The organism is Streptomyces sp. CB09001 (assembly GCF_003369795.1).
In the GTDB taxonomy this organism is placed as follows: domain Bacteria; phylum Actinomycetota; class Actinomycetes; order Streptomycetales; family Streptomycetaceae; genus Streptomyces.
This window is the reverse complement of sequence record NZ_CP026730.1, coordinates 5683037-5707493: the sequence shown is the minus strand read 5'-3', so window position 1 is coordinate 5707493 and position 24457 is coordinate 5683037. Positions and strand designations below refer to the sequence as shown.

At 68.1% G+C, this 24457-nt stretch carries 20 protein-coding genes; 10 read left to right on the top strand and 10 right to left on the bottom strand.

The window, feature by feature from the left end:
- Positions 1–47 precede the first annotated feature (47 nt).
- From C4J65_RS26600 to C4J65_RS26580, 5 genes are all read right to left on the bottom strand, one after another.
- Positions 48–1820 carry a trehalase family glycosidase gene (locus tag C4J65_RS26600; RefSeq protein ID WP_115744655.1) on the bottom strand — a complete coding sequence of 591 codons (1773 nt, stop codon included), beginning with the start codon at positions 1818–1820 and terminating at the stop codon, positions 48–50.
- 88 nt (positions 1821–1908) lie between these two features.
- The gene (locus C4J65_RS26595) at positions 1909–2775 is read right to left on the bottom strand and encodes a carbohydrate ABC transporter permease (protein ID WP_115746640.1); all 867 of its coding nucleotides are present in this window, start codon (positions 2773–2775) and stop codon (positions 1909–1911) included.
- Positions 2772–3734: a sugar ABC transporter permease gene (locus C4J65_RS26590; protein WP_115744654.1), complete on the bottom strand. Its 963-nt coding sequence runs from the start codon at positions 3732–3734 to the stop codon at positions 2772–2774. The genes C4J65_RS26595 and C4J65_RS26590 overlap by 4 nt, the downstream gene beginning before the upstream one ends.
- 29 nt (positions 3735–3763) lie before the next feature.
- Entirely contained in the window at positions 3764–5005 is a 1242-nt protein-coding gene (locus C4J65_RS26585; RefSeq protein WP_115744653.1) for an extracellular solute-binding protein, read from the bottom strand.
- Positions 5006–5128: 123 nt separating this feature from the next.
- Positions 5129–6172 (bottom strand): LacI family DNA-binding transcriptional regulator, encoded by a 1044-nt coding sequence (locus C4J65_RS26580; protein ID WP_115744652.1) that lies wholly within the window; start codon positions 6170–6172, stop codon positions 5129–5131.
- A gap of 419 nt (positions 6173–6591) precedes the next feature.
- Between C4J65_RS26580 and C4J65_RS26575 the strand changes: the two genes are divergently transcribed.
- Positions 6592–10254: a LamG-like jellyroll fold domain-containing protein gene (locus C4J65_RS26575; protein WP_115744651.1), complete on the top strand. Its 3663-nt coding sequence runs from the start codon at positions 6592–6594 to the stop codon at positions 10252–10254.
- A gap of 981 nt (positions 10255–11235) precedes the next feature.
- On the opposite strand, the gene C4J65_RS36410 is transcribed toward C4J65_RS26575, so the two are convergent.
- Complete coding sequence (locus C4J65_RS36410) at positions 11236–11391, bottom strand: hypothetical protein (RefSeq protein WP_205351065.1); 156 nt, start codon at positions 11389–11391, stop codon at positions 11236–11238.
- A 291-nt stretch (positions 11392–11682) separates the two neighbouring features.
- On the opposite strand from C4J65_RS36410, the gene C4J65_RS37235 reads away from it, so the two are divergent.
- From C4J65_RS37235 to C4J65_RS26560, 4 genes are all read left to right on the top strand, one after another.
- Positions 11683–12240 carry an ABC transporter permease gene (locus tag C4J65_RS37235; RefSeq protein ID WP_346265885.1) on the top strand — a complete coding sequence of 186 codons (558 nt, stop codon included), beginning with the start codon at positions 11683–11685 and terminating at the stop codon, positions 12238–12240.
- Positions 12241–12537: 297 nt separating this feature from the next.
- Positions 12538–12891 carry an ABC transporter permease gene (locus C4J65_RS37230; protein ID WP_346265892.1) on the top strand — a complete coding sequence of 118 codons (354 nt, stop codon included), beginning with the start codon at positions 12538–12540 and terminating at the stop codon, positions 12889–12891.
- 187 nt (positions 12892–13078) lie between these two features.
- Positions 13079–13927, top strand: coding sequence for an oxidoreductase (locus C4J65_RS26565; RefSeq protein ID WP_115744650.1), 849 nt, complete (start codon positions 13079–13081; stop codon positions 13925–13927).
- Positions 13876–14541, top strand: coding sequence for a TetR/AcrR family transcriptional regulator (locus C4J65_RS26560; protein ID WP_240330514.1), 666 nt, complete (start codon positions 13876–13878; stop codon positions 14539–14541). The genes C4J65_RS26565 and C4J65_RS26560 overlap by 52 nt, the downstream gene beginning before the upstream one ends.
- Positions 14542–14832: 291 nt before the next feature.
- On the opposite strand, the gene C4J65_RS26555 is transcribed toward C4J65_RS26560, so the two are convergent.
- The gene (locus tag C4J65_RS26555) at positions 14833–15609 is read right to left on the bottom strand and encodes an alpha/beta hydrolase (protein WP_115744648.1); all 777 of its coding nucleotides are present in this window, start codon (positions 15607–15609) and stop codon (positions 14833–14835) included.
- A gap of 95 nt (positions 15610–15704) precedes the next feature.
- On the opposite strand from C4J65_RS26555, the gene C4J65_RS26550 reads away from it, so the two are divergent.
- On the top strand, positions 15705–16592 hold the full coding sequence (locus C4J65_RS26550; RefSeq protein ID WP_240330513.1) for a helix-turn-helix transcriptional regulator: 888 nt from the start codon (positions 15705–15707) through the stop codon (positions 16590–16592).
- 251 nt (positions 16593–16843) lie between these two features.
- Here C4J65_RS26550 and C4J65_RS26540 read toward each other — a convergent pair whose 3' ends face one another.
- Positions 16844–17038 (bottom strand): hypothetical protein, encoded by a 195-nt coding sequence (locus C4J65_RS26540; RefSeq protein ID WP_115744646.1) that lies wholly within the window; start codon positions 17036–17038, stop codon positions 16844–16846.
- A 1023-nt stretch (positions 17039–18061) separates the two neighbouring features.
- Between C4J65_RS26540 and C4J65_RS26535 the strand changes: the two genes are divergently transcribed.
- From C4J65_RS26535 to C4J65_RS36825, 4 genes are read left to right on the top strand one after another with little or no spacing between them, the layout of a single operon-like run.
- Positions 18062–19381: a helix-turn-helix transcriptional regulator gene (locus C4J65_RS26535; RefSeq protein ID WP_115746639.1), complete on the top strand. Its 1320-nt coding sequence runs from the start codon at positions 18062–18064 to the stop codon at positions 19379–19381.
- Positions 19378–20115, top strand: coding sequence for a toll/interleukin-1 receptor domain-containing protein (locus C4J65_RS26530; RefSeq protein WP_115744645.1), 738 nt, complete (start codon positions 19378–19380; stop codon positions 20113–20115). Before C4J65_RS26535 ends, C4J65_RS26530 begins: the two co-directional genes overlap by 4 nt.
- Entirely contained in the window at positions 20112–22100 is a 1989-nt protein-coding gene (locus C4J65_RS26525; RefSeq protein ID WP_115744644.1) for a hypothetical protein, read from the top strand. The genes C4J65_RS26530 and C4J65_RS26525 overlap by 4 nt, the downstream gene beginning before the upstream one ends.
- On the top strand, positions 22097–23164 hold the full coding sequence (locus C4J65_RS36825; RefSeq protein WP_240330512.1) for a hypothetical protein: 1068 nt from the start codon (positions 22097–22099) through the stop codon (positions 23162–23164). Before C4J65_RS26525 ends, C4J65_RS36825 begins: the two co-directional genes overlap by 4 nt.
- Before the next feature lie 627 nt (positions 23165–23791).
- Here C4J65_RS36825 and C4J65_RS26505 read toward each other — a convergent pair.
- Together C4J65_RS26505 and C4J65_RS37225 are read right to left on the bottom strand one after the other, a co-directional pair.
- On the bottom strand, positions 23792–24184 hold the full coding sequence (locus C4J65_RS26505) for a type II toxin-antitoxin system death-on-curing family toxin (RefSeq protein WP_115744643.1): 393 nt from the start codon (positions 24182–24184) through the stop codon (positions 23792–23794).
- Positions 24181–24375: a ribbon-helix-helix protein, CopG family gene (locus C4J65_RS37225; RefSeq protein WP_115746637.1), complete on the bottom strand. Its 195-nt coding sequence runs from the start codon at positions 24373–24375 to the stop codon at positions 24181–24183. The genes C4J65_RS26505 and C4J65_RS37225 overlap by 4 nt, the downstream gene beginning before the upstream one ends.
- Positions 24376–24457: the final 82 nt, after the last annotated feature.

Genomic DNA, 24457 nt, shown 5'->3' with positions numbered 1-24457 from the left:
GAGGCCGTCGCCACGCTGTCGGCAGTCTCGGAGGTCCTTGCAGTGCCTCATCTGGACGAAGACGTGCTCGACACGGGCACCGACGAGTCGCCGCCGCGCCTCACGTGTGCCTCGGCGAGCAGGAGGTAGCTACTGGCGGTCCAGGTGTAGGCGCGGTCCCGCAGGCCCGTTCCGGTCAGGGCGTCGAAGTTTTCAGCGAAGCCGTGGTTCTCGCACAGGGCGCGGAAGCAGGCGCTGATCTCGTCCGCCAGCCGGTGCTGTCCGGCGCGGCGCAGTCCGTCCTCGATGAGGACCGTGGCGGGGGCCCAGATCGGGCCGCGCCAGTAGCCGTCGGAGAGGTAGTGCGGGGAGGTCGGCAGTTCGGTGGCCAGTCCGTACGGGGTCAGATGGGCCTCGATACGGGCGGCCAGCACGCCGCTGACGTCATCGGGCAGATGCTCGCCCAGCACGATGGGCATCAGGTCGAGGAGGCTGTCACTGTGCCAGGTGTTGCCGCTGTCAACTCCTCGGGCGACGAACCGGTCGCCGCTCCAGAGCTGGTCGAGCATCGCCGCCTGCGTCGTCTCGGCGACTCGCGTCCACCGATGGACATCCTCCGGTATATCCAAGTGCGTTGCGAGTTCAGCTAGTTCGCGAAGCTGGAGCACGAGGAAGGCGGCCAGGTCCGCGGTGACGACCACGCGTTCGGGGTCGAAGGTGGTGGCGTTGTCCCAGCCGCTGTCGTTGCCGTGCTGGTAGTGGGGCAGTGCGGCCCCGGGCGCACGTCGTCCGGTGAGCCAGAAGTCCGTCCAGCGTGTCAGCCTGTCGTACGTCTCAGCCAGCTCCTCCGGGCCGGGCGGCATGGTCAGCCGACGTCGCAGGTAGCCGAACGCCCAACCGTGGATGGGCGGTTTGACGAAGTTGTGGAGGACCTCGGAGTGGGTGACCGAGTCGGGCAGTGCCCCGGCCCCGTCCTGGTGGTCGAAGGGCAGGTGATACTGGTCCCACGCCAGTTCGGGCTGTCCGGGGGCCAGAGCCAGGGCGTTGAAGCAGTGGTCCCAGCTCCAGACCTTGTCCATCCAGTGCTTGGACATGAGGACGCCGGGCCGGGTGACCAACCCCGCCGGATGGACGGTCGCGGACCACACGACGTAGGCGGCGAGTTCGGCGGCCGGGGTGGCGGACGACCGCCAGGGGGCCACCGTGTCCACGAAGTCCGCGAAGGAACTCTGCGCGGCTTCGACGATCTCGTCGAAGGCTGCCGCCCGGGCGTACGTGGGGCGGGCTGTGTCGAGTTCCTCGATCGCGATCTCCCATGGGCCGTCCGCGTCGGCGGCGACGGTCAGGCAGCGGTCACCGGCGCCCAGAGCCTGGCTGCCGAAAGTATCGGCGACCGTGCCGGAGAGCACGGTGACGCGGTAGCGGCGACCGGTCTCGTACGAGGTGAACACGTACGCGTCGGCGGACGCGTCGTGGAAGAAGTAGGTGCCGCTGAACGGGGTCAGCGTCCGGGCCGCCGCGGAGACGCGCAATGGCAGCCCCACACCGCGCAGGCGCACCGTGTCCGGCGACTCGTAGGCCAGATCGACACGGCCGGCGGCGCCGATCCAGCTCAGCAGGCTCGGAGTCGCCGCCACGCGGATCTCGGCCCGTTCCCCCGTCGCAGCGTCCAGCGGCACGAGGCCCAACACGGCGTGCATGCCGTTCTGGTGCGAGACGAGGTGGAGGTCCTCGGCCCAGATCTTCTCCGCCAGCACCGGGGAGATGTCGAACCAGGAACCGTACGTGCTGAACGGGATGTCCTGGACGGAGAAGGCCGGACCGGATCGGGCGGCGGTCATGAGATGTCACTCGTTTCTCGGGCAGGGGGCGCCGGCCGTCCGGCGGACGGGCACGGCCGTGGCGAGGGGGAAGGAGTGGTGAAAGAGGTCAGTCCTTGACGGCGCCGGCGGTCACACCGGCGGCGACGTAGCGCTGGGCAAGGACGAGGATGACCGCGGCCGGCAGCGAGGCCACGACCGCGGTGGCCATGATGGCGTTCCACTCCTGATTGTTGTTGCCGATGTAGTGGTAGATGCCGAGGGTGATCGGCTCGTGGGGGCCACCGTTGACCAGAGTTCCGGCGAAGACGAAATCGGACCAGGACCACAGGAACGCGAACAGGGACACCGTGACGACGGCGTTGCGGCTCATCGGCACGACGATCGACCAGAAGGTACGCAGGGGCCCGGCTCCGTCCGTCTTCGCCGCCTGCATCAGCTCGCCGGGGATGCCGGACATGAACGCGGTGAAGATGAGCACCGCGAAGGGAACGGCCAGGGTCGAGTCGGCGACGATCAGGCCGGGGACGGACTGGAGCAGACCGAGGCTGAGGTAGATGGCGTAGAAGCCCATCGCCATGATGATGCCGGGAATCATCTGGGCGACCAGCAGGACGAAGCCCAGGACACCGCCGCCGCGCGGGCGCAGCTTGGCCAGGGCGTAGCCGGCCGGAGCGGACAGGGCCACGGTCAGGACGACGGTGCCCAGGCCGATGACAAGGCTGGTACCCAGGTAGGGCAACTGCTCGGCGAAGACGGTGCGGTAGCCGTCCAGGGTGCCGTCGACGGGGAACAGGTCCGGTGGGCTCTTGCGCATGTTCTGGTCGCGTGTCAAGGACACGTTCAGCATCCAGTAGACCGGGAAGAGCATGATCCCGGTCAGCAGCAGACCGACGGCCGTCTTTCCCCAGGTACGCCTGCCTCTTCCCCGGGTGGGCTTGGTGCTTCCCCGCGTGTGCGTGGTGTTTCGGTTCATGACCATGCCTGCTTTCGCTGCACCCGGATATACACCAGTCCGAAGACCAGGGCGGCCACCACCAGCAGGTTGCCGACGGCCGCACCCGGCCCGAAGGCGGGAAGCAGGTTGCCGAATCCGAGTTGGTAGGACCAGGTGGCGAAGGTGGTGGAGGACTCCGCGGGGCCGCCCTTGGTCATGATCCAGATGATGTCGAAGACCTTGAGCGTGTAGACCAGGCCCAGGAGCAGGGTGATCGCGGACACCGGGCGCAGCAGTGGGAAGGTGATGCTCCAGAACCGCCGCCAGGCACCCGCCCCGTCCAGGGCCGCGGCCTCGTACAGCCCTGCCGGAATGGACTGCAGGCCGCTGTAGAGCACAACGAGGTTGAACGGTACGCCGATCCAGATGTTCGCGATGATCACCGAGGTCAGCGACCAGCTCGGCGAGGTCAGCCAGTTCACCGGGGCGATGCCCATCCCGTGCAGTGCGGCGTTGACGATGCCGGAGTCGCTGTTGAGCATCCACGACCAGGTGGAGGCCGACACGATCAGGGGCAGCAGCCAGGGCACCAGGAACAGGGCCCGCAGCGTGGCGGAGAGGCGGAAGTGCTGGTGGAAGAAGACCGCGAGCGCCAGCCCGATGACGTACTGGAAGGCCAGGCACACAACGGTGAAGAGGACGGTGTGGAGCAGGGCGGGGAGGAAGGTCGCGTCGGCGAGGACGGTCCTGTAGTTCTCCAGGCCCGTGAACGGGGCATCGCCCTGGACGAAGGAACGGACGGTGTAGTTGCGCAGGCTCAGGTCGATGTTGCGGTAGAGGGGGTAGGCGTAGAAGAGAACGAGGTAAAGGGTCACCGGGGCAAGGAAGGCCCAGGCGGTCCACTGCTGGGATGTGGGGCGGCGCCGTGTCCGGGACGGTGCGGCAGGGGCCGCCTCACCGGCGCCGGTCTCGGACCCTGAGAGCGGCAATTGTGTCATGTGACTCATCGACAGTCCCTGACGTCCTGCTACTTGGCAGCGGACTGAGCGGCGGCAAGCGCGTCCTTCGGAGACTTCGAGCCACTGAGGGCGGACTGGACGGCCTTCCACAACTGCTCCGAGATCTTCGGATACTTGGTGCCCAGATCATCGCTGGTGCGACCCTTGGCCGCCTTGACCGCATCCACCCACGGCTTGAGCTCGGGGTCGGCTGCCATCTGCTTTCCCTGCACCTCGGTGGTGGGGGCGACGTAGGAGAGGGTGGTGTCGGTGTCGTACAGGTTCTGAGTGCTGGTCAGACAGGCCGTGAGCTTCTGCGTGGTGGTGTAGCGACCGGCGTCGCCCTGCACCGGGAGGGTGACGAACTCTCCACCGGTCGGGGGCGCGGCGCTGCCGCCGTCGGAGCCCGGTATGGGCAGGACGCCGTAGTCGAATCCCGCCTTCTTGGCGTTGGCGAGCTGCCAGGTCCCGTTCTCGGCGAATGCGTAGTCGCCGGTCGCGAACTCCTGCCAGCTGGTGGTCTGGGTGTTGTTGAGTACGGAGTTGGGGGCGTAGCCCTTGCCCAGCCAGTCCGTCCACAGGGACAGCGCGGAGACGGCCGCGGAGGAGTCGATGTCGGTCAGTTCCGCGCCCGAGCCCCAGAACCACGGCAGGAACTGGAAGCTGCCCTCCTCCGTGCCGATCGCGGAGAAGGTGATGCCCTTCTTGCCCGCCTTCTTGACCTTCGCCAGCGCCGCCGTCATGGTCGGCCAGTCCTTGACCGAGGCGATGTCCACCCCGGCCTCCTTCAGAACCTCCTTGTTGTAGTACAGGGCAAGAGTGTTGGCGCCGATCGGAGTGCCGTAGGTCTTGCCTTTCAGCTGGCCGGCCTCGAGCAGGTTGGGGTCCACGCCCGAGGTGTCGAGCTTGTTCTCGTCGGTGGTCGTGAGGACGCCGGCCTCGGCCAGGGTCGACACCACCGGGTTGTCGACGATGAGGACGTCCGGGGAGTTGTCCTGCTGCGCGGCAAGGAGTGCCTTGTTCGCCAGGTCGCTGGTGTCGAAGCCGGTCCGCTTGATCTGCACGTCTGCCTCGGCGCCGCAGGAATCAAGGAGCTTGTCCCAGGCCGAGCCTTTGGCGAACTGCGGGTAGGGGTCCCAGACGGTGTACGTGCCGTCGTCGGCCCCCTTCGCCCCGGTGCCTCCCGAGCCGCAGGCAGTGGCGCTGAGGGCGACGACCAGGGCGGTCGCAGCCGCGGTGGTCAGACGGCGCTTTCTGGCGGAGCTGTTCATCGCGGGTTCCTTTGTCTTGAGCATGCGGGTGCCGAGGGCGGTGAGCAGGTGGAGAGCGCGGGCATGCCGAACGGCGCGGGGGGACCGGTTCGGGTGTCCAGTGGTCTGACGCGTAGGGGGTGATCAGGGCGTACGGGGCCCGGTGTCCGCCGGGGGTGTGGCGCCGACCGGCCCGGTGCTGGCCCGCAGGGACACCGGTGGTACGAGGAGGTGGTGCCGGGGCGGTGCGCCGGGGTTGTCGAGCCGCTCGACCAGGAGGTCGACGGCCAGACGGCCCAACTCCGCCGCCGGTACGTCCGCAGCGGTGAGCTGCGGGGTCACGGTCTGCGCCCAGCGGCTGGCCACGACGCCGGTGACGGAGAAATCACGCGGCACATGGCGGCCGGCCTCGACCAGCCCTCGGTAGAGACCGCCGAGCGCGGCCTCGTTCAGGGTGACCAGGGCCGTGGTGGCCGGATCGTCGTGCAGGATCCGTTCCAGACACGTCTGGCCCGAAGCGGGGTCGTCCCCACAGCAGTACGTCCGGACCGTCAGCCCGCGTTCGGCCGCGGCCTTCGTGAAGCCGTCCAGACCGCGGTGCGCGGACTCGTACCCGCTGCGCAGCAGTTGCTCGGGACGGTTGACGAAGGCGACTCGGCGGTGCCCGAGATCCGCCAGATGGTGCACGCACGCCTCCACCAGCGCGGTGTGGTCGAGCCCGGCCCACCAGCTGCCCTCGGGCCGCGCGGTACGGCCGATGGCGACGAACGGAAAGTCCACAGCGGCCAGATGGTCCACCCGGTCGTCCTCGAGACGGATTTCCATCAGGATCGCGCCGTCGACCCGCCGCTCCCCCAGCAACCGCTGGAAGGAGCGGTCGCTGTCCACGCCACTGGGGGACAGCAGTACGTCGTAGTCGTAGGCCGCAGCGGCCTCCACCACACTGCCGATGAAGTCCAGTTGCATGCCCGTGTAGTGGTTCCCGGCCGGCGGGAAGACCAGCCCGAGCGTGCTGGTCCGCCCGTTGGCCAGGGCGCGGGCGCTGGCGCTGGGTTGGTAGCCCAGCTCGTCCACGACCTGCTGGATCCTCCTTCGGGTGCCCTCCGAGACCGGGCGCTTGCCGCTCAGCGCGTAGGACACGGTGCTCCGCGAGACACCGGCCCGGCGGGCGATCTCACCGATGTTCACGGCGACTCCTTCGTCGAACCGGTTCGCATGGAGTGAAGGTAGGAATCGCCGGAGCGGCTGTCAATACTCGGAACACACTTCACCAAAGCCCGTCAGTGAGAAGGAAACTTCTTTCCGCCGGGGGATTGCTGGCCGCATTACCCGGTGCTAGCTTCGCCGAACCGGTTCGATGAAGCGATCCCTCCGCCGAACCGACGGGGCAAGAAGCCCCCTGGGCCCGATCCGCCTCCACTCCGGAATCCGAACCCGGAACCCGGAGCCTGGAACTGCCTTTCCGCTCCTTGGAGCGCAGCTGACCGAACGGGTTCGGCGTACTCCTCCCCAGGCTCTCCGCACGGAACGGCACTTGGACGAGCCGCCGACCGAGGAGGGCCGGCCAGATCCCGGAACCCCTGACTCAAGGATTGAGGACGCAATCCATGCCATCCGCTGACAGATCCGCCCGGCGCCGAAGCTCGGCCGCCGTGGCCCTGGCTCTCGGCGCGGGCCTGCTGGCCACACCCGCCGCGCCGGCGCAGGCGGCCGACGCGCCCCGGCCCGCCGCTCACTACACCTTCGACCAGGACGACCTCGCCTCCGGAAAGATCAGCGACAGTTCCGGCCACGGTCTGACCGCGAGCCTGCTCAACGGATCCACCGCGCAGTCCGTCACCGGCACCGGCGGAGGCAAGGCGCTGGCTCTGCCGGGCGGGGCGCCCACCTCCGACGGTGCGTACGTCCGCCTTCCTCGCGAAGTGGTCGGTGAAGCAGACGACCTGACGGTGTCCGCCCGTGTGAAGTGGGGCGGCGACAAGTCGGCCTGGCAGCGGATCTTCGATCTGGGTAGCAACGACACCAAGTACCTCTTCGCCACCCCGTCCAACAACAGCGGCCTGCTGCAGACCTCGGTGACCACCGGCGGAGGAGGCGCGGAGGCGCAGACCCGCGGGTACGCGATGCTGCCCGCGGACGAGTGGCGGACGGTCACCGTCACCCTCGACTCCACCACGGGCCGGGTCACCACCTATCTCGACGGTGTGGTGGTCTCCTCCGCCGCGACCAGCATCAAGGCCAAGGACCTGCTGGGCACTTCGGCCACGACAGTCGGCTACATCGGCAAGTCCTTCTATCCGGACCCCCTGTTCAAGGGGGCCATCGACGACTTCACCGTGTGGCACGCGGCGCTCAGTGCCGAGCAGGTGGCCGGTACGGTCGGAACTCTGCCCACCCTCAAGGAGCTCTCGAAGACGTCCTTCGAGGTCCGTACGACGTCCGGGACCGCTCCATCCCTCCCCGCCGCCGTCCGCTCCTCCTTCTCCGACGGCTACGACCGCGACACACCGGTCACCTGGAACGACGTACCGGCCGACAAGTACGCCCGGCCGGGAACCTTCACTGTGGCGGGAACGGCAGCCGGGCGCACGGTGCGGGCGACCGTCACCGTGGTCCGCGAGGGTCAGCTCACCGTCGACCTCGGATCGGACACCGGCGCGTTCCACGGCGGCGCCTCCGGCACCCTCTACGGCGTGTACGGACCGGACGTCCCCACCAACAACCTCATGGAGGGCATGGGCCTGCGCACGGTCTCCACGAAGGCGCAGGACGGCCCGCAGCACCCCGGCGCCGACGCCCTGGAGGTGGTCAAGCCGCTGGCCGACGCCACCGACGGTGACGTGTACATCTACATGACCGACATCCACCGCGGCTTCCCGTACCAGTGGCCGGGCGATACCCCCGAGCAGAAGCTCAAGCTCTACCGGGAGAAGATCGTCAAGCAGGTCGACCAGGTCCTGAAGCTGCCGAAGGAGTACCAGGACAACGTCGTCTTCGTGCCGTTCAACGAGCCCGAGGGCAACATGTTCGGTACCGGCGAGTGGAGCTACAACAAGGTCAGCTGGCTGAACGACCCGGACGACTACTTCACCGCCTGGGACGACTTCCACCAGCTCATCAGGAGCAAGATGCCCGAGGCCCGCATCGCGGGCCCCAACACCAGCATCCTCTTCGACCAGGTGAAGGGTTTCCTCACGCACGCCCAGGCCGCCGGTACTCTTCCCGACGTCATCACCTGGCACGAGCTGAGCCACCCGGAGGCGGTGCGCGAGAGCGTCGCCAAGTACCGGGGATGGGAGAAGGACCTCTTCAAGGGCACCGCCAAAGAGGGCACCCAACTCCCCATCAACATCAATGAGTACGCGTTCAACTACCACACCTCCGTGCCCGGCCAGATGATCCAGTGGGTGTCCGCGATCGAGGAGTCCCAGGTCGACGCCGACATCGCGTACTGGAACATCGACGGCAATCTCTCCGACTCCGCGGTGCAGTCGGGCCGCGGCAACGGCCAGTGGTGGCTGCTCAACTCGTACGCTTCGATGAGCGGACACACGGTGAAGGTGACCCCGCCGTTCCCGGGCGAGAACTACACCATGCAGGGTGTCGCCACGCTCGACGAGAAGAAGAAGCAGGCCCGGCTGCTCTTCGGCGGGTCCACCGGCAAGGGCCACATCACCTTCGACAACGTACCGGAGAAGATCTTCGGCGACCGGGTGCACGCCTGGGTGCGGGAGATCGAGTGGAGTGGCCAGCTGGGAGACTCCCCTGGGCCGCAGCTGCTCGCGGAGCGGGACGTGCGGGTCGGTGACGACGGCACGGTCGTCGTCGGCTTCGGCGACGGCGGACTACCGAAGCTGAAGGAGTCCTCGGCGTACGAGATCATCCTCAGCCCGGCGGGGAAGGCCGCCGGCACACAGTCACCGTCCACGCGCTGGAAGTCGTCGTACGAGGCGGAGGACGCCGCTCACACCGGGTCCGGTTACTCGAAGAACGGCCCGGAGGGTTCGCCCCGAGACGTGTCGAAGTTCTACACCTCGGGCGGCTACGACGTGGGGGGCCTGCGCACCGGCTCGGACCTCACGCTCGACTTCACGGTGGACGTGCCCGAGGACGGCACGTACGACCTGAGTGTCTTCGCCAACTCCCTCAACACCTTCGACAAGGTGAAGGAACAGGGCCCCACCAACGTCTTCCTGCGCGTCGACGGCAAGGCGGCCAGCGAGCAGGAGCTGCACCTTCCGCTCGGCTACAAGTGGGTGGTGTGGGACCACGCCGACACCAAGGTGAAGCTCACCAAGGGCAAGCACACCCTGACGCTCGCCGCGAAGAGCGCCGACGGCAAGCGCGCCACCCAGGGCGATGCCATCGTCGACCGCCTCCTCCTCTCCCTCCCGGGGGCTTCGGCCACCGCCCAGGTGTACGAGGGCGAGCTGGCCTGGCCGGCCCGCGGGGCGCGGCCCGTCTACGAGCTGCCGGAGCAGGCCGGGACCCCCGCCACCGGCTCCGGCGCGGTCCGGCTCGGGAAGGGGCAGACCGCCACGTTCTGGGTCCACTCACCCGCCGACCGCGAGGCCACCCTCGAGGTCGACACCCTCCGCAGCGCGAACGCCCGGCTCACCGTCAACGGACACGATGTCCTGCGCCTGTCCCAAGGCAGGAACAGCGTGGCGGTCTCCCTTTCGGGAGGCGTCAACAAGGTGACTGTAACCGGAGGTTCGTCCAGCACGCTCGTGGACCGGCTCACGGTCACGCCCACCCAGGGCGCGCTTCCGACGCGTACGTACGAGGCGGGCGACGCCGAACTCGCGGGCTCGGCCACGCTCGCCCCGCTCTCCCTGGCCACCGACAACACGGCCGTCACCGGAATCGGCGGTGAACCCGGCAACGGCAACACCGCGACGTTCACCGTCGGCGCCGACCGGGCCGGCCTGTACGCGCTGCGCGTCCGCTACTCCAACCCCGAACAGTCCGAAGCCACCCACTACAACCCGGACCCGCTCGCCCGCCACGCCGACATCACCGTCAAGGGCGACGAGATGCGCCGCGTCGGCTTTCCGCACAGCTTCCACCGCAATAATTTCTGGGAGCTGACCATCCCGGTCCACCTCAAGAAGGGACAGAACACGGTCTCCTTCAGCTCCGAGGAGCTGCCGAACTTCGACGGCACCACCTACGCCTCGGACACCTTCCCCGGCGTACTGCTTCGCTCCCGCTACGCGCCGCTGATCGACCGGATCACCGTCGCCCCGTACGCGCGGAAGGTGCGATGAGGTCGTCGCCACCTGCGGCACGGTGACACACACGGTGGTCGGGTAGCAGGGGCGCCATGCCCTCACCCTGTCCGGCAGGGCGCACCCGCTCGACCATCGATCCGCAAGCAGGCGCCTGGGTCCGACACAGTCGGCGGTCCCGGGCGCCGGCCTGATCGACGTCGTGTGGACACGACCGAAACCCCGTCTGTCACCGACCGCCACCGCGCCGCCGAAGGCCGCTCGGCCGGTTTCGCCGTACGTCCCTCACCGCGGTGCGACAGCCCCGGGAGCGGTTCCGAGAGGACTTCGGCAACCACTTCGGGCAAAGGCCGACGACACCCTCTGAGTCCCCGGGGGACGTCTGCGCCGCCATCACCGTCCCCACCGGCTTCCCAACCCGAAGCACATCGAAGGATCTGGGAACTGAACCTGCCCAGCATGGTCCGAGGTACCGAAATCGCCCCGGGATCGCCCCAGTGACCAGAGCAATGCGACTGGCCCAGGGCCCCGAGGCAAACGGCATCCGAGCGTCAAGAAGCTCCCAACGCGACCCGGAAGACGCCGCCGATGCGGGCGTCTCCCTCATGAATGCGCAGGTCAGGCAGCCTGCGAGGATCGATCCGTCCGCTCGACCCGCTGAGCGGACGGAAACAGGTCGAACGCCCGCCCCCCGCCACAAACCCGCAGGTCAGGCACCCCTGTCCGCAGGCTCCAGAATCGCCACGCACTCCACGTGCGACGTCATCGGAACGATGTCGGCCTGAGCGAGCCACGGAAAGACCAGGTCAGAGCCACTTTTCTCAGAGGCCAGCTGGCTCCTCGCCCTGCGTAGCCCCGGACTCGTCGCAGAGACCGCCACGGCGCCTCCGTCCCAGGCGATTGACACGTACAGGTGGCGCCATGCACCGGTGCGGGGTTCGTACGGCTGGTTCCGTTCCATGGCCGACGGCTCAGGAAAATGCGTGTGAGGATGGTATGAGTTGTCTGCGTTCGTGCAGGTCAGCCTTGCGGCATCTCGGCCCACACACGGGCGGCCATCGCCTCGGCCTCGTCCTGCGGTGTTCCCGCCCGTACCAAGATGATCCCGCGAGACTGGTCCGGAAACGTGACCTCCCGCATTGCCGTACCCAACGGGCCCGTCGGATCGTCCGACATGGCGCCTCCCTTCGGCGGCTACCGTCCACGCCAAGGGGATGTCGCCCAGAAGACACGGACCCTCGGCCAGACGGAGGACAGCCCCGCGGACAGCACAGGATCACCTGCGCTCTGACAGCAGCCTGATCGTCGGCCGGCGACGCGTCGTGGCTCCCAACGACTTCGTCATCGAACTGCTCCCGGAAATCCACCGGCTGATCGCGGCCAGCCCTTCCGTGACACCGGCCCTCGCCGGCCAGGTGCGCCGTCACGCCGCCGAACACGGATCACGCCGAAGGCAGGATCGGACCGGTGCGTCTCGCCCCTCTCGATGTGCTGGTCCTGGGGCTACTCGGCCTGCGCACCCGCAAGCTGCGCGCCGCGCTGTCGGCACTCGGTATCTCGATCGGCGTCGCCACGATGATGGTGGTGACCGGGATCCCGGCCTCCAGCCAGCGGGCGCTGATGGACGAGATGACGGCGCTCGGGTCCACCATGCCGCGAGTGCCGCCGTTTTCGGGACAGGCCGTGCAGGTCGAACTGCCCGAGGAATCGATCAACATGGTGCGCCGCATCAAACCGGTCACCGAGGCGAGCGCCGTGGCCAACACCCATGCCGCGGTCCGGCGTTCCGACGTCATCGGTGACGACGACCTCTCCGGTACCGGACTCAGTGTCCTCGCGACCCGACGCGACGTGCGGAGCGTGGTGGGAGGAGAAATCTTCTCGGGCAGGTTCTTCAGCGCCGCCGACGAGCAGTTCCCACGGTCGTCCTGGGCTACCGGGCCGCCCGCCAACTCGGCATCGGGGAAATCCCCGAGAACGACCCGGCTCCACAGATACAGATCAACAAGTCGTGGTTCACCGTGATCGGCATCCTCCACTCCGTACCGCTTTCCGACGATCTCGACAACGCCGTACTGACGGGATGGCCCGCCGCCAAGAGGACACTGCGCTTCGAGAGAAACCCCACGGCCATCTTCGTCAAGGCACGGGACGCTCATCTGGAAGACGTACGGTGCGTACTCCCCGCCACCGTGTTCCCGGAGCAGCCCGGACAGGTCCAGGTCAGCCGCCCGTCCGACGCCCTGGCGGCCAAACGCGCCACACAGAGCAGCTTCTCCTCGCTCTTCCTGGGCCTGGCCGGTGTCGCACTGCTGGTAGGCACTGGTAGGCGGCATCGGCGTGGCCAACACCATGGTCATCTCGGTCCTGGAGCGCCGAAGGGACATCGGGCTGCGCCGGGCACTGGGCGCGACCCGCGGTCAGATACGCGTCCAGTTCCTCACCGAGTCCGTGGGCCTGTCGCTGCTCGGCGCACTCGCCGGAACCCTGTTCGGCGCCCTCGCGGACATCAACTACGCGCACTACCAGGTCTGGCCGGCGGTGATACCGCTGACCTCGGTCACGGGTGGCTGTCTGGGCGCCGTGCTGATCGGCATGGCGGCCGGTGTCCACCCCTCGGTCCGCGCGGCACGCCTTCCCCCCCCCACACACACAGAGGCACTGGCGTCGACGTGACCGGCGGCGGCACCGCGGGTGCCGGAAGGGTCGTGCCATGACGCGGCCCCTTCACGAGATCGAACCTTCATCCGAGCCGGGCCTGCCCACCATGAGAATTAACGTGGTGACGGTAAAAATCTACAGTATGTAGACTTCTTGCTGGAGGGAGCGGTCCGGCTCCTCGCAAGACCTCTCTGGAGGAACAGTGCAGAAGCAGAACTGGCTCATCACCGGCGTCAGCACGGGCCTCGGACGCGCCTTCGCCGAGGCCGCCCTGGCTGCAGGCCATACCGTCGTCGGCACCGTCCGCTCCGAGGAGGGCCTGCGGGCCTTCGAAGAACTCGGGCCCGGTACGGCTCACGGTCGCCTGCTGGACGTGACGGACGACGACGCCGTCCCCGGTGTGGTCGCGGAGGTGGAGCAGAACGTCGGCCCGCTGGACGTCGTCGTCGCCAATGCCGGCTACGGCCTGGAAGGAACCTTCGAGGAAACCCCGCTGGCCGAGGTGCGGCGGCAGTTCGAGGTCAACGTTTTCGGAGCGGCGGCCACCCTGCAGGCGGCGCTGCCCCACATGCGCGCACGCCGCCACGGACACCTGATGGCCGTCACCTCCATGGGCGGACTCATGGCCGTGCCCGGCATGTCCGCCTACTGCGGCAGCAAGTTCGCCCTGGAGGGCATCCTCGAGGCGCTGGGCAAGGAAGTCGCGCAGTTCGGCATCCACGTGACGGCGATCGAGCCCGGCTCCTTCCGCACCGACTGGGCCGGACGGTCCATGACACGCGCCGCACGGACCGTCGACGACTACGACGAGCTCTTCGCCCCCATCCGCGAAGCACGGCAGAAGGCCAGCGGCAACCAGCTGGGCAACCCGGCCAAAGCCGGGGACGCCCTCGTGCACATCGCATCGCTCGAACGCCCGCCGGCCCACCTCGTCCTGGGCTCCGACGCGCTGCGACTGGTCACCGCCGCACGCACGGCCGTGGACGAGGACATCCGCGCATGGGAGGCACTCTCCCGTACGACCGACTTCGCCGACGGCGCGCAGCTGTGACGCCCGGCCACCACCCCGCACGGAGCCGTCGCGCCGCCGAACGCAAGGGCGACGTCCGGGAGCGGGCCATCCTCGACACCTGCGAGGCCCTGCTGGCGGACAAGGGATACGACGCCATGACCGTCGGCGACATCGCCCAGGGCGCCGGCATCACCCGCGGCGCGCTGTACTTCTACTACGGTTCCAAGCAAGAAGTGGTCACCGCACTCGTGGCCCGGACCGTCGAGCACCTGTGGGAACGGTCGAGGGCCACCGCGCAGGTCGACGAGCCGCGCCGGGCCATCGCGGCGGCCATGCAGCGCACGGTCGAGCTGTGGAACGAGCACGGCCTGGTCATGCGCACGGCGATCGACCTGTCGTTGACCGTGCCGGAGATCGGCGAGCTGTGGAACCACACGGCCGACCTGTTCATCGCGGCCATCACCGCCGTCCTGGAACGTGCCGGCATCCAGTCCGGCACCGCACCGGACCAGGCCCCGGCGATGGCACGCGCCCTGTGCTGGATGATCGAACGGACCTTCTACCACGCCTCACAGGAATCCCGCGAGGAGCTCCACAATGCGTCGGCGACATGCGCACACATCTGGCTGACCAGCGCCGGTCTGACCACATGAAGTTACTGCCGGTCGCGGCGAGGCACGAACCCTCGAAAATCCGGTCGGGTTATGGCCATTGGCGTGGACAGCTGTTCGTATCCTCGTGCGGTAAGGGTGCTGGTGGCCAGATGCCGTTCGTAGACGATCCGAGCTCCAGCTTCTCGCTCCGGGCCGGTCGTCGTCCTTCACGGCCACGGCCGGCCCCCTCAGCGTCTGCCCCCAGGCCGAAGCCTTCATCGACCAGATCCCTGTCCTGCGGCATGTGTGGGGTGATCAGGGGCGCGGCCGGCCGTCGGGCCACGGGGACGGTCAGGCTGCCGGCGCGAATGCGGTGATGGCGTCGACGAGGTCAGCCGGGGCTTCCAGCGGGATCAGGTGACCGGTGCGGGGGACCACCACGAAGTCTGGGTGCGAGAGGTAGGGCACCAGGTTGTCGCGGAGCACGCCGACGGGTTCCACCTGGTCGCGCTCTCCCGCGATGACGAGAGCGGGTACGTCGATCATGCGGGTGTGTTCGGTGACGTCCTGCGCGATGCCGTGCAGCGGCCACTCGGTGCGGGCGGCGTCGGCGACGGTCCGCGAGTCGGTCACGATCTGCGCCCTGACCGGCCCGGGCAGCTCGGTCGCGGTGAGGACGTGATCCCGTGCCCCGGCCACGGACTCGGCGGAGTCGTAGGCGTGCGACAGGGCTTGCTGGTACTCGGGAGTGACCTGTGCGGCAGGCTTCGCCGGGCCGGAGCCGACGAGGACCATGCCACGGAGGCCGGCGGGCCGGGTGGCCGCGACCAGCTGGGCGACCTTGCCGCCCATGGAATGCCCCACCAGGACGTAGTCGGTGACCCCCGCGTCCGCGAGCACGGCGAGTGTGTCGTCGGCGAGCTGACCGAGCGTGTAGGGACCGGGCAGAGCGCTCGACCGGCTCCACCCGCGGAAGTCGACCGTGAGCACGTCACGGCCCGCCAGGCGGTCGACGACGAGGTCCCAGGTGCGGGCGGAACCACCCCAGTAGTGCAGGAACACCAGAGTCGGTCCGGCCCCCGTCCGATGGTCGTAAGTGGGCAGTAGCGTCTGCTGCGTCGTGTCCATGATGACTCTTCCCCGGTCGATGCGCTGGGCGATTGCCCCGTGCATTCATTGAAACTTCTACACCCGGGCGGGTCATTGGAGTGACTGGTCACCCGATGGTGAAAACTGGACACGTGAGCATGATCCGGCAGATGACCTACCAGCCTGCGGGACGCCCCGCCGGCTCAGTCGAGACGATGACGTTCGGCCGCCTTCGCGAGCTGAACGACGGCGGCACGCAGCGCGCCGACTTCCACGTCCTCGCCGTCGTCGACGCCGGCCCCGGCTCGGTCACCGTCGACTTCCGCCGCCACCCGCTCCAAGACCGGTCCGCGGTGTGGATTCCACCCGGCGCGGTGCACCGGTGGGACGACATCGCCGACGTGTCAGGACACCTCGTACTGTTCGTGCCGACCGCGCCGGTCACCCACGCCACCCGAGAACTGGCCGCCTCCCCCGACCCGGCCGCGCACTGGAGCATCCCCGACGCCGACTGGCCCTTCGTCGACACGGCGCGCAGCCACCTCCTCCTCGAAGCATCCGCCCCACCCGATGACTCCCGGACGGAGCTGCCCGGAATCCTCCTCTCCGCGCTCATCACCCGGCTGCACCCACCGCACGCAGAAGCACGACTCACCCATCCGGAGTTCCGGCTGTTCCGCACCAGCGTCGAAGCACACTTCCGGCAACACCACGACGCCGGCCACTACGCCCGCACGCTGGGTTACGCGCCCCGCACCCTCTCACGAGCGGTGCAGCAGGCCACCGGCCGCACCGCGAAGGCGTACATCGTCGAACGGATCACCCTGGAAGCCAAACGGCTCCTCGCACACGACCGCCTCACCGCCGCCCGCTGCGCCGACGTGCTCGGCTTCCCCGACGCATCGAACTTCTCGGTGTTCTTCCGCAAGGCGACAGGCATGCGCCCGGGCGCATGGCAGACGGCGGTGGCCACCGAGTCAGGACGCACCCACAAGAACACCCACATCAATGCGGAGGCGTGACCATCAGCAGCACCGCACCACCCGCCCGCCCGCCCCGCTCCCCAGCGCGCACCACGGCCTGATCGGCCTCAAGCAACGCGCCGAACTCCTCGACGGCTCCCTCTCCGCCGAGCCCACCCCGCAAGGCGGATTCCAAGTCGCGCTACGAGCCCCCTCGCGGCCAGTCTGAGCACGCCCCGGCCACAGCTCGCGCAGTCGGCGGAGCATACGGCCTGCCAGGATTTCGTCGATCTGGAGGTAGCGCTCACCGGTCACTTCAGGTATCCCAGGATCTCCGCATCGCCGTCCATGAGTTCGACCAGGACGTCATCGACCTTCAGCTCGGCCCGGTCCTGGGCGTCACGGATAGCCTCGATGGCAAGTTCCTGCTTGGTGCGGCCCTCCTGGCGGGCCCGCTCCGTAGGCTTCGCGTCCAGGTCGTCAGGGAGTCGGAGTGTCATCGCCATTCGTGCTGGTACCTGACCGGTATCAGGTGGCGCGGTCAAGTCTCGCGCGCCAAAGCGTGGGCGAAGATGGCGGCTCGCAGCGCCTGCGAAGGTGCAGCAGAGACTTCCGCTTCGGGCGTCGTCCGAGCGTCAAGAATGCCCGAAAGCCCCTGCGAGGGCGTCGCCCACGCAGGCACCTCACTCACGAACCCGTAGGTCAGCGATCCGCAAAGATCGATCCATCGCTCGGACCGTTCCACGGAGGGAAACAGGTCGAGTACCCACCCGGACAACAGAAGCGCAGGTCAGGACCGCTTGGCCTCAGGCTCAAGGATCGCCACGCACTCCACATGCGACGTCATCGAAAAGGCGTCGACCTGAGCACTCCGTGGAAAAGTCCAGGTCAGAGCTATTCTCTTAGCTCGACGTCCTGTGTCTGAGTACCTGGAGCGTCAAACGAGCGTCACGTTGACGAGCGGCAGGACGTCCCAGTGTCCGCGTGGACGACAGTGCATTCGGTGATGAAGCCAGCGTCCGTAAAGGGCCGGACAATCTACGGCGCCAAGGTGCATCAACTCCAGCCACATCCTCTCGTCCAGTGGCCGCGCCCGCGAATGCGCCGACTCCGACCAGCACGCCAACCAGGCAGGTCGGCGGCGAGCACGGCGCGTCATAGGCCCATCGCCGCCTGCGTTTGTCGCTGCCCAGCCAGCGGGACAGGACCATCGGTGTGGCCTGCGGGTGGTGATCTTCAGCAGCCCTCAAACCGCGGTGACACCGTCGCCTCCCCGGCGTCGTGTGTTCGGCGTAGCAGGCGCCCCAGTGCCCCTCTCGCACTCACTGAAAACGAAGGCAGCCACCCGCCCGCCGGAAACACGAGCATCGGTCTTCGGGAAACCCAACTGCCCCGCACGAGCTTGCCGCACTCGCCATAGGAGAAGGAAACGGGAAACAGCTTCGATCGCCTTGTCCGTCCGGGAGTTGGTGCCGCACTCTTCCGTGCAGTACCGCCTCAGCCCGGACGACCGGGTTCGGGAGGTGCCCGTGCCACATCCGTCCACATCGTTCGGCGAGGAACTGAGGAAGCGGCGTCTGGAGGCCGGACTGAGCCTGACGGACCTGTCCGGTCTCGTGCACTACAGCAAGGCGCAGCTCAGCAAGGTCGAGCGGGGCATCAAGGCGCACAGCCGAGATCTCGCGCGGCTGTGCGACGCCGCACTCGGTGCCGATGGGGCACTGATCGCCCTGGGCACCCCTACCGCTGTCGACTCACTTGCCGTGTCGGCCCCAGGCCGGGTCGAGGAGGAGAACTGGATGATGCAGTTGTCACCGGACGGCCCGAATTCGTTCGGGCCCGTGGGCCGCCGTGAGGTGATGAATGCCGGCGTCGCCTCGCTGATGACCTGGAGGTCGAACGGATCAGGTCCGGCTTCCCCAACCGCCGGCGCGGGCATGCTGGAAGCCTCACGCTCCCTGTTCACGCACTACCGCAGACTCGGGCAGACCGTGGATCCCGGCCTGCTCCTGCCCGTTCTGATCGCGCAGACACACACGCTGCGGGAGCTGTCGGCGCAGAGCGACAGCGGCACCAGGCGTCGCCTGCTGGCACTCGGTTCCCGGTACGCCGAGTACGCGGGCTGGCTGGTGCAGGAGACGGGGGACGAGCGTGCGGCGCTGTGGTGGACACAGCGTGCGGTCGACCTGGCCGCCGCCGGCGGTGATCAGGCACTGGCAGGTTATGCGCTGGTCCGTAGGGCGTTGGTCACGCTGTACAGGGAGGACGCCGAGCAGACGATCGCGCTGGCCCGCCGGGCGCAGAACGACGTGCTGCCGTCACGGATCCGCGGTCTCGCCGCACAGCGCGAAGCGCAGGGTCACGCCCTCGCCGGTGATGTCGGCGCCTGTCTACGTGCCCTGGACCGGGCTCGTACTCTGCTCGCCCGCCGGGACGGCACTGCCGAAGGTGCTGACGGCCCGGTGATCGGATCCATGCATCTTCCCGATTCGGTCGGCATGGTCACCGGCTGGTGCCTCGTCGATCTCGGGCGACCGCGCGAGGCGGGCGAGGAACTGGATCGACAGCTCACTCTGGTCGGCCCCGACGCGGTGCGTACGCAGGTCCGGTACGGCGTACGTCGCGCGCTCGCCTATGCCTGCGCTGGCGAGATCGACCACGCCTGCGCGCTGACGGAGCCATTGCTCGACGGCGTGACGGCGGTGCGCTCGGCGACCGTCACGACCGATCTCCGACGGCTCGTCAGGGTGTTGGGTCGCTATCTGGACCACCCACCGGTACGTCGGCTGGCGCCGCGGCTCGGCACCTTGTCACGCCCGACCATCCCTCTTGAGGAGTCACCGTCATGAGCGAGATCTTCATCAACTACCGGACAGGAGACGGAGAGAAGACCGCGGCTCTACTGCGTCAAGGATTGTCGCACCGCTTCGGTCCGGGACACGCGTTCCACGCGTCGCAATCCATCGTCCCCGGTGAAAGCTGGCCCGAACGGCTGCTGGCCGCGGTACGGCGCAGTTCCGTACTCCTGGCCGTCATCGGTCCGGACTGGACGAACTTCCGTACCCGGTTGGAGGATCCCGAGGACTGGGTGCGCAAGGAGATCGAGGAGGCTTTCGAGTGCGAGGTCCCGGTGGTCCCTGTCCTGGACGGACGCAAAACCAGTCGGCTGAGTAAGGCTGATCTGCCGCACGCGTTACAGCGGCTCGCCGATCTCCAGTCCATCGCGTTCGACTCCGGTGACACCGAGGTGTGTGTCGCGCGCATCGGTGACCTGATGGCCGACCTGGTTCCCGGCCTTGAAGACCGGTCCGGGACCGAGACGGGGACGCCCCCGCCGGGCAGCGTTACCAATTCCATCGGGACCGTGAACGGTACGGCCGTACAGAGCCGTGACTTCAGCGGTGACGTCGGCACGGTAGTCAAGGGTACCCACGGTCCTGTTCACACCGGGAACGGCAACATCTACTCGCATTCACGTCAAGTCTCGGGTGGCGACGGGATGACGTACTCCGAAGGTGACCACCACGGCGCCGTCCAGCACCGGTTCGGTGAACGGGACGGTCACGAGGACAAGGACCGGTGAGCCAGTACACCAGTACCTGGGTCCGGGACTCGGGCGTCACGGTCACGGGCTCCGGCGACGTCTACATCGGAACGCAACTGCAGGACTCGGACAAGCCGGCGTTCCGCCGCATCGCCGAGGACCAACTCCACCGACTGCGCTACGTACTGGTCGCTCCGCCGCGCATGGGTGAGGCTCGTGCCGTACTCGCCGACACCGGCACCGTCATCCTGGACGGTGCGCCGGGCATCGGCCGGTCGGCTGCGGCCCGCGTACTGCTGCACGAACATCACCGGGACAGTGGTGTCTTCCACGAACTCCTGCCCGGTGAGGAGGGGGAGCTGTCCCTCCAGGACCCCGCTCTGGTCGGGACCGGTGATCAGTTGCTGCTGGATCTGTCCGCCGCGGACGACCGCCGCTGGGCCGCGGCCCAGGCCGACCTCCCGGCGCTGCGCAAGGCCGTGCACGAGCAGCGGGCTCACCTGGTCGTGGTCATGCCGACCCGCAGCATTCTCGACGCCGACCTCCAGTACTGCCGTGTGGTGCTCGGACAGCCACCCGGAATCGGCGTTCTGCGGCGGCATCTGCGCTTGCACGGTGTGCCGCCTGAGCAATATCTCCGGCCGGATGGCACCGTCACCGGGTTCCTGACGGCGAACAGGCCGATGCGGGAGATCGCGGAATTCGCCGACCTGGTGCGCCGAGCACGCGAGGCCGGTCAGCCCGGAGACGGATTCAGTCAATGGTGTGAGGCGGCCTGGCGGGCGCGAAACGACGGCCGACGGGAAGCCGCCGCGCTCGTCACCAAGCTACGGGAGGCGCCCCAACGGGCCCTGATGATCGCGGTGTCCATGCTGCACGGGGCGCATGCCGATGTCGTTCACCGCGCGGCCGAGCAACTCCTGAGCGCCCTCGGGCCTCCGTCGGAGGGTGACTCGCCGCTGCAACACCGGGACCTCGCCGAGCGACTCCTCGAGATCTCGGCCACTGCCACCCTCAACGGACAGGTCCGGTTCGAGAGGCTGGACTTCGACTCCGCCGTTCGTGCCCATTTCTGGGACCACATGCCCGATCTCCGCCCTCATCTCGGCACCTGGGCCGCGAGCGTGGTGGAGCTGAACGACCCGCACTTCGACCCCGTCGTACGTGACGGCCTGGTGGAACGAGTGGCCGGTGAATATCTGCGGACCGGACGTGCGGACGGGCTGGGGGCCCTCATCGAGGGCTGGAGCACCGGTGGGACGAGCCGCCCTCGTCTGGAAGCGGCTGTTCATGCGCTCACCTGCGGGTTGGCGGACCCGGTGCACGCCAGAGCCTTCCGTGAGCAGATCTACCAGTGGTGCGCCAAACGGAGCCTGAAGGGGGAGCTCGCGCAGGTGCTGGTCCGCGTCTGTGCCGACGTCCTCGCGACCAGTCATCCCGATCAAGCCCTGGTCAGGCTGTACCACCTGGCCCGGCGTGAGCGCGGCACGACGCGTGCCCGGCAGGCGCTGTGCGAGCTGGTGGCGCGCAGCCGCCGACTGCACCGCGTGCTGCTCGACCGTCTCGCCCATTCCGACTTCTCACCCGCCAATCTCGGGATCTTCCTCCAGGCCAGCGACCCCGAACTGTTGACACAGCACACCGGCACCTCGCACACGCTGGTCGACGAACAGGGCGCACAGGGCTCCCTGACGACCTGTTGGCACGCGGTACTGGCCGAACTGCCGCCTCCGCAGTGGCAGGCCGAAGTACGCCGTTGGTTTCACTGGGTGGCCGCCGACGCCGGACCGCACGGCGGGCTCCTGCTCGACCTCCTCGTCAGCGCGGCACAGCGGTGCACAGAGGAACGCGGCAAGGTCTTTGCTCTGCTGTACACGTGCGCCCGCGACGCCGAGCGCACCGGCCCGGGAGATGCGGCGCGGGCCGCGGAGATCACCGGCCTGCTGCTCCGCAAGATCAGCGCGGCTCAAGGCATCGCTCCGGCCACACCGCCGACGACCTCACCCGGGGGTACTCGACCATGACCACCGCACGGAAAACCACAACCGTCTTCCTCACCGTTCTGAGCGGCCTCCTGCTGAGCATCGTCGGTCTGACTCAGCGGTGGCCGGCATGGACTTGGCCACTGCTGGCAGTGCTGCTGTTCGTCGTCCCCGCAGTCGTCTTCCGGATCGCCGCGATGCGCCGCGGCACAGTACCGGTGGCTTTCGAGGAACAGCTCACGGCCGCCCCCGTGGAACGCACGGAACAGCGTGTCAGCCAGGTCGTGCTGCCCAGCAAGTGGGCCGACTACGACTTCGCCTTCTCCGCGACCGTGCGTTGGTACCTCGTCGACGCTTCCGTGAGTGGCCCCGTTCTCAACCCGGCGGGTCTCGCCGTCGACGCGGTCCTGAAGCGGGCCCGCGCCATCACCGAGCAACGAGAACCAGTCCGGGCCTCACTCGTCGAGCAGGAACTGTCCGGCGCCCTCAGCCGGATGCTGCCCGAGCCCACCGGACACCTCCAGGCGATGGCGGAGAACATCCAGCTCGTCCTGGCGGAACGGGACCAGGAACGCCTCGACAAGCTCGCCGACGTACGCAAGGACGAGGAAGTCTGGGTACACCAGCGCAAGTACGAACAGAGCAGGCGCCGGTACCTGGGCGAGGACGTCCTCAAAAACACCGGCAGCGCTGTGGTCTGGTGGCTCACCAAGAACGACGAACACGTGGAGCATACGGTGAACGACCTGGCCCTGCTCGCTCAGCTCACCTCGGCGGCCAATGACACCGACATTCCCGAACGGCTTCGGGATCTGATCTCTCAGCAGGCCGGCGAGCCGACGACGTCGGACTTTCCCAGGGAGGAGCCTCCCTCGGCGCCGCAGGGACGGGAAACGGCCACGATGCATCTCTCCGACTTCCTGAACAGCATCGGTTTCACCGACGGTGACGTACGCCGTCCGATGCTCGCCGCACAGATCGCCGGCCTCATCAAGGAGCAGAACCGCCACGAGACCGCCGAGGAGATTCAGCACCACTTCGATCCGCCGGCGTCCCTCGCCCCGGACGACGACGAGGCACCCGCCTCCGGCTCTCCCCTCGCCTAGGAGAAGACACATGGACAGCGAACTGGCCGTTCGCGGCGTCGGGTGCCACCACACTGGTCTCTCTCATGGTCACCGATTCCTGGACACAGACCCGGGAACTTGTCGGGCGGTACCCGACCCGCGCAGGTGCGGACCCCAACACGTTCAACGACCTGCAGGACGCGAGGAATCTGCTCCCCGCCGCTGACGCCACGGAACGTGAAAGCACCGCCCGCGAGATCAGCCGACGATACGGTGACCGTCTGCGCCGACTCGCGGATGCCGACGACGGGAGCGGTGAGGCGCTGCGTGCTCTGCTGACCTCGTTACTACAACTCTCGGCGTCCGCGGCACGCAGTCGGCGCACGGCGGACAACCGCGTCAGCGGGGAGTCCAGCATGGCCTCGTCGTCCAGTCGGGCACCGTTGCGGCGCCCCAGGAATCCCCCGTCGCGCCGTTGGTCCAGGAGGCGACGATCGCGACGGAGCCGGGTACGTAACGCCGTGGCAGAGGACCCAGTGCGGGGCGTCGGAGCCCTTTGATTGGCACAGCCCGATACTCCCGAGCCAGCCACTGCGGCCATGTGTGGGTGGCGTTCGACAGCTCGTGGGCAGGGCACGCGCGTGTCCTGCCCTGCGTCGTCGAACGTCAGGAAACGGGGAACCAGACCGCCAGGCGCTTTGCAATGACCGGTACATCGACGTTGTCCTGCGCGACGTCCTCGACGAACGGTCCAGCAACGGAGACGGGCGGCGGGACGGTACTGGGGCTCACGCCGTTGAACCGCAGGAAGACACGCATGGCGAGCCAGGCGGTGCGCTTGTTGCCGTCGATCAGCGCGTGATTACGGGCAACGGAGTGAAGCAATGCCGCCGCCTTCTCGTGCAACGTGGGATACAACTCGGCCCCGAACACGTTCGTCCGGGGTCGCTCGATCGCTGACACCAGAAGGCCCATGTCGCGCACGCTGTGCTCGGTGCCGTTGACCGCGCGGGCGATGGCCAGGACCTCGTCGAGCTGGAGGTAGCGCACGCCAGTCACCTCAGGTAGTCCAGGATCTCCGCATCGCTGTCCATCAGCTCGGCCAGAACGTCATCGACCTTCAGCTCGGCCCGGTTCTGCGCGTCACGGATGGCCTCAATGGCAAGTTCCTGCTTGCTACGGCCCTCCCGACGAGCCCGCTCGGTGAGCTTCGCGTCAAGGTCGTCGGGGAGCCGGAGAGTCATCGCCATACAGCCATGATACCTGACCGGTATCAAAGTGGTGCGGTCGGCCGCGTTCTCGGCCTCCAAGGAAAGTGGGGCCGGAATGGTC

Bases quoted from the DNA above. Each gene is read 5' to 3' on its own strand.
- C4J65_RS37225 (WP_115746637.1), bottom strand. From the start codon at position 24,375: ATGGCGATGACTCTCCGGCTCCCCGACGACCTTGACGCGAAGCTCACC.
- C4J65_RS26550 (WP_240330513.1), top strand. From the start codon at position 15,705: ATGGTGAAAACTGGACACGTGAGCATGATCCGGCAGATGACCTACCAG.
- C4J65_RS36410 (WP_205351065.1), bottom strand. From the start codon at position 11,391: ATGTCGGACGATCCGACGGGCCCGTTGGGTACGGCAATGCGGGAGGTC.
- C4J65_RS26585 (WP_115744653.1), bottom strand. From the start codon at position 5,005: ATGAACAGCTCCGCCAGAAAGCGCCGTCTGACCACCGCGGCTGCGACC.
- C4J65_RS26575 (WP_115744651.1), top strand. From the start codon at position 6,592: ATGCCATCCGCTGACAGATCCGCCCGGCGCCGAAGCTCGGCCGCCGTG.
- C4J65_RS26530 (WP_115744645.1), top strand. From the start codon at position 19,378: ATGAGCGAGATCTTCATCAACTACCGGACAGGAGACGGAGAGAAGACC.
- C4J65_RS26600 (WP_115744655.1), bottom strand. From the start codon at position 1,820: ATGACCGCCGCCCGATCCGGTCCGGCCTTCTCCGTCCAGGACATCCCG.
- C4J65_RS26555 (WP_115744648.1), bottom strand. From the start codon at position 15,609: ATGGACACGACGCAGCAGACGCTACTGCCCACTTACGACCATCGGACG.
- C4J65_RS36825 (WP_240330512.1), top strand. From the start codon at position 22,097: ATGACCACCGCACGGAAAACCACAACCGTCTTCCTCACCGTTCTGAGC.
- C4J65_RS26560 (WP_240330514.1), top strand. From the start codon at position 13,876: ATGGGAGGCACTCTCCCGTACGACCGACTTCGCCGACGGCGCGCAGCT.
- C4J65_RS26540 (WP_115744646.1), bottom strand. From the start codon at position 17,038: ATGGCGATGACACTCCGACTCCCTGACGACCTGGACGCGAAGCCTACG.
- C4J65_RS26595 (WP_115746640.1), bottom strand. From the start codon at position 2,775: ATGAACCGAAACACCACGCACACGCGGGGAAGCACCAAGCCCACCCGG.
- C4J65_RS26590 (WP_115744654.1), bottom strand. From the start codon at position 3,734: ATGACACAATTGCCGCTCTCAGGGTCCGAGACCGGCGCCGGTGAGGCG.